Origin of the sequence: Halorubrum sp. Atlit-26R (genome assembly GCF_003666015.1) — an archaeon.
Classification (GTDB): domain Archaea; phylum Halobacteriota; class Halobacteria; order Halobacteriales; family Haloferacaceae; genus Halorubrum.
In genome coordinates, this window is record NZ_QPLT01000035.1 from 1 (window position 1) to 5175 (window position 5175).

A 5175-nucleotide genomic window follows, 5' to 3' on the forward strand; every position below is an offset into this window, starting at 1 on the left:
GCGAGCGCGGTGGGTCGCTGGATATGAAAAAAGCCCACGGACGCGCTGTCCGTGGGCTTGGTGGGAATACTCCCGTATGAGTGGGCAGGCGGCGACTCGTGGTTCCCAGAGGATCGCTCACTCCAGTACTTCACGATACGCTGGTAGGCTTAACTTCCGTGTTCGGAATGGGTACGGGTGTTTCCCTACCGCTCTGGCCGCCTTCACGCCGACTCCCGGACTCGAACCGAGACTCGCTGTATTCTCTACAGCGAGACGCCTGTGTCGGTCTGGTTCGATACCAACCGTGTATTACGTGCGATCCAGATACCGCCTGAACTCATGCGAGTCGTGGCGCGTCAGCGCCAATGAATGTGGCTCGGTCTGTTAGTTCTCGTGGGCTTAACACCTCGTTGCCTCGGTGCGTACACCCCGAGTCTATCGAACTCGTCTTCTACGAGTGACCTCTGTGGTACCTCTTTTCCATGTGGGTTTCGAGCTTAGATGCGTTCAGCTCTTACCCCGTGTCGCGTGGCTACTCGGCATCTGCCCTTCCGGACAACCGATACACCAGTGGCGACCAAACGTAGTTCCTCTCGTACTATACGTTCGTTCACGTCAGGTACCTCACACCCCCAATAGATAGCAGCCGACCTGTCTCACGACGGTCTAAACCCAGCTCACGACCTCCTTTAATAGGCGAACAACCTCACCCTTGCCCGCTTCTGCACGGGCAGGATGGAGGGAACCGACATCGAGGTAGCAAGCCACTCGGTCGATATGTGCTCTTGCGAGTGACGACTCTGTTATCCCTAAGGTAGCTTTTCTGTCATCTACGGGTCCCATTCCGGAACCTCGTAGGTTCGCTAGACCACGCTTTCGCGTCAGCGTTCCTCGTTGGGAAGAACACTGTCAGACCATCTTGTGCTCTTGCGCTCTTCGCCGGATTCCCGACCCGGCTGAGATGATCTTCGGGCGCGCTCGATATCTTTTCGAGCGCGTACCGCCCCAGTCAAACTGCCCGGCTACCGGTGTACTCCTCCCGGAGTGAGAGTCGCAGTCACCGACGGGTAGTATTTCAATGCTGTCTCGGTGGCGTGCTGGCGCACGTACCTGTGTAACGACTCCTACCTATGCTGCACATCGGCGACCACGTCTCAGCGACAGCCTGCAGTAAAGCTCTATAGGGTCTTCGCTTCCCCTTGGGGGTCTCCAGACTCCGCACTGGAACGTACAGTTCACCGGGTCCAACGTTGGGACAGTGGCGCTCTCGTTTATCCATTCATGCAAGCCGCTACTGAAGCGGCAAGGTACTACGCTACCTTAAGAGGGTCATAGTTACCCCCGCCGTTGACGGGTCCTTCGTCCTCTTGTACGAGGTGTTCAGATACCCGCACTGGGCAGGATTCAGTGACCGTACGAGTCCTTGCGGATTTGCGGTCACCTGTGTTGTTACTAGACAGTCGGAGCGCCCGAGTCACTGCGACCTGCTCCGTCGAGAGCAGGCATCCCTTCTTCCGAAGGTACGGGACTAACTTGCCGAATTCCCTAACGTCGGTTCTCCCGACAGGCCTTGCCTTGCGCTGGCAGAGCACCTGTGTCGGATCTCGGTACGGACATCGTGCTTGCCTTTTCACGGGCCCTATGTACGGCTGACTTTCGCTATTTCGCGTTTCGCTCGCTTCGTACCGTGACGGTTTCCACGAGTTTCCACGATTCGACCGGGCGAGTGCCCGGCTCAGCGTTCCACACGGCGTCGGCGTTTACTGCACGATGGCGCTGGAATATTAACCAGCTTCCCGTCGGTGTAGTCAAGTTGTGGTACACCTTAGGACCGGCTAACCCTCGGCTGAACGGCAGTGCCGAGGAACCCTTGCTCTTCAGGCCGTCGAGGTTCTCACCCGACTATCGCTGCTACTGTGACCAGGATTGTCGTTACTGGACGGTCCACACGAGCTCTCGCCCGGGCTTCCGTCCGACCAGTACGCCAACCTACGCGGTTATCCTTTCACGGATACGGCCAGGTCTCGGTGGTAGATTTGAGCCCCGATCATTTTGGGCGCCTCAAACCTCGGCCGGTAAGCTGTTACGCTTTTCTTAGCGGGTAGCTGCTTCTAAGCTCACCTCCCGGCTGTTTAGGGCTTGAGACCACCTTCGAATCGCACTTAATCTACACTTTGGGACCTTAACCCGGCTCTGGGTTGTTCCCCTCACGGTACACAGGCTTACCCCGCGCACCGGACTCCCTTCGTCTGCGGCGCCTGCGGGTTTGGAGTTCGACAGGATGGCCGACTCCTCTCGGAGGCGGGTCATCCAATCGGTAGCTCTACCCCGCGGGCTACCTCGGAAGAGGTCATGCTTCGACATGTTTCGGTTGGAACCAGCTGTTGCCAGGCTCGATGGGCCTTTCACCCCTACACACGAGTCACGAGAGGGTATTGTAGAACACCAACTCTAACAGGCCTCCACGTGGCTTTCGCCACGCTTCACCTTGCTCGCGCGTAGATCGCCTGGTTTCGGGTCGCACCTGATTGACTCCCCGCGCTTGAACACGGTGGCCCTCGCAATGCTGCGGCCGTATCGGTTTCCCTGCGCCTTCCCCGGTTCACGGGTTAGACTCGCCAATCAAGTGCACTCCCTGGGTCGTTTTTCAAAACGCACGACACGACGCCGGCTCGTCTCTCTTCCTACTAGAGGATCGCTCCTCGGTCGTTTCGAGAGACGCCTTGTACGCCCTGTCGCTCGATCGCCAGCTGATTTCAGGCCCTATTGCACCGCCCTTCTCGGGGTGCTTTTCAGCGTTCGCTCACGCTACTTGTTCGCTATCGGTCTCGAGGAGTGTTTAGCCTTCTCAGGGGATGCCTGAGATGTTCACAGAGGATATCCGACCCCTGCTACTCTGGATTTGACGCCATCCGTACTGCTCTCTCATACGGGGTTGTCACCCTGTTTCACGCTCCGTTCCAGGAGACTTCTGAGAGAGTGTCGAGATTTGGTTGTCAACCCGAACACCACATTGGTCCGAAGACCTTCGGTTTGGGCTGTGTCGCGTTTACTCGCGGTTACTGACGACATCGCGTTTGCGTTCTTTTCCTGCCCTTACTGAGATGTTTCAATTCAGGGCGTTCCCTATTGCGCGTGGCAATTGTTGAACGGATTCCGATTGGGAGATCTCGTGTTCTTTCCCTCCATGCGGGTCCCACGAGCTTTTCGCAGCTTGGCACGTCCGTCGTCGGCTCTCGAGCCGAGCCATTCACCAGCTGGCACAGTAGCCAGTAGTGTGTCAGCCAACTCTCCAGAAGAGAGTGCTGACGGTGTCAAGTGACGTAATGTCACCCGACTGTATATGGTTCACTGACGTTCCACGAACTCGGATGAGTTCAGTGGACGTCTGGATCGCACGTATACACGGTTGTCATTGAATCGCCCCGGGTGTGACGGGGCGTTCGTCGAACCCTTCCCATCCGCGGTTTCCCGGGATGGTGCATCGGTCGTCGTGTTCTGTCCGAGTCGCGTCTCCCACTTAAGGGGACGGATTCGGACCGAACGGACATGGACTCACTGGGATTCGAACCCAGGGCATCCTCCTTGCAAGGGAGGCACTCTACCGCTGAGCTATGAGCCCACCTTCCCGCGAGGGGAAGGTCTGGTGTCTCGCGTGTTGTGTGAGCCGTGGTCGTTCTAAGGTGTCCAAGCCGGTGGGTGGGCGGACGTACACAGTCCAATGCGAATGAGTAGTGACCGTCGTGGTGACGGTCGTAAGGTGAGCTCGCCCAGAGGGCGAGTCTCGGGTCGGTGGAGGTGATCCAGCCGCAGATTCCCCTACGGCTACCTTGTTACGACTTAAGCCCCCTTGCGAAGCCCAGATTCGACGTTCGTGGAACGCCTCATCCGGACCTCACTCGGGTGCTTTGACGGGCGGTGTGTGCAAGGAGCAGGGACGTATTCACCGCGCGCTTGTGACACGCGATTACTACCGAATCCAGCTTCATGTGGGCGAGTTGCAGCCCACAATCCGAACTACGATCGAGTTTCTGAGATTACCGTCTCCTTTCGGAGTAGGAACCCTTTGTCTCGACCATTGTAGCCCGCGTGTTGCCCAGCACATTCGGGGCATACTGACCTACCGTTGCCCGTTCCTTCCTCCGTGTTAGCCACGGCGGTCCCCCTACTGTCCCCAGCTATCTCGCGATACTGCTGGCAAGTAAGGGTGCGGGTCTCGCTCGTTGCCTGACTTAACAGGACGCCTCACGGTACGAGCTGACGGCGGCCATGCACCTCCTCTCTGAAACTCGGACAAGGTCATCAACCTGGTCGTCATTATTACAGTCGATGCTGGTGAGATGTCCGGCGTTGAGTCCAATTAAACCGCAGGCTCCTCCGGTTGTAGTGCTCCCCCGCCAATTCCTTTAAGTTTCATCCTTGCGGACGTACTTCCCAGGCGGTCTGCTTAGCGGCTTCCCTACGGCACAGCACCCACTCGTAGTGGGAGCCACACCTAGCAGACATTGTTTACGGCCAGGACTACCCGGGTATCTAATCCGGTTCGAGACCCTGGCTTTCGTCCCTCACTGTCGGATCCGTCCTCGCGACGTGCTTTCGCCATCGGCGGTCCGTCCAGGATTACGGGATTTCACTCCTACCCCGGACGTACCCGTCGCGCCTTCCGGTCCCAAGCCACGCAGTTTCTACCGGGCGCCCACCTGTTGAGCAGGTGGATTTCCCGATGGACTTGCGCGGCCAGCTACGGACGCTTTAGGCCCAATAAGATCGGCCATCACTTGGGCTGCCGGTATTACCGCGGCGGCTGGCACCGGTCTTGCCCAGCCCTTATTCTGGTACCACCTTACGGTACCGAAAAGCACAGGCGCTATGCCTGTGCACTTGGGATCCCCCTATCGCACTGTCGTGCAGTGTAAAGGTTTCGCGCCTGCTGCGCCCCGTAGGGCCCGGAATCTTGTCTCAGATTCCGTCTCCGGGTTCTCACTCTCATGACCCGTACCGATTATTGGCACGGTGGGCCGTTACCCCACCGTCTACCTAATCGGCCGCAGCCACATCCTTCGGCGCCGGAGCGTTTGGCACATCACTCATTCCAGTGGTGATGTGGTATACACTATTAGCCTCAGTTTCCCGAGGGTATTGTGTTCCGAAGGGTAGTTTGGCCACGTGTTACTGAGCTATTCGCCACGAGTC

General features: G+C 58.0%; 1 tRNA gene and 3 rRNA genes. All 4 read right to left on the reverse strand.

From position 1 onward, the window contains the following. Nucleotides 1-83 precede the first annotated feature (83 nt). A 5S ribosomal RNA gene (rrf, locus tag DVK07_RS18905) occupies nucleotides 84-205 on the reverse strand. A 141-nt stretch (nucleotides 206-346) separates the two neighbouring features. Further along, nucleotides 347-3260: ribosomal RNA gene (locus DVK07_RS18910) — 23S ribosomal RNA — on the reverse strand. A gap of 272 nt (nucleotides 3261-3532) precedes the next feature. Further along, a tRNA-Ala gene (locus DVK07_RS18915) sits at nucleotides 3533-3604 on the reverse strand. Between the two features lie 171 nt (nucleotides 3605-3775). Next, nucleotides 3776-5175, reverse strand: a 16S ribosomal RNA gene (locus tag DVK07_RS18920); the annotation flags it as partial.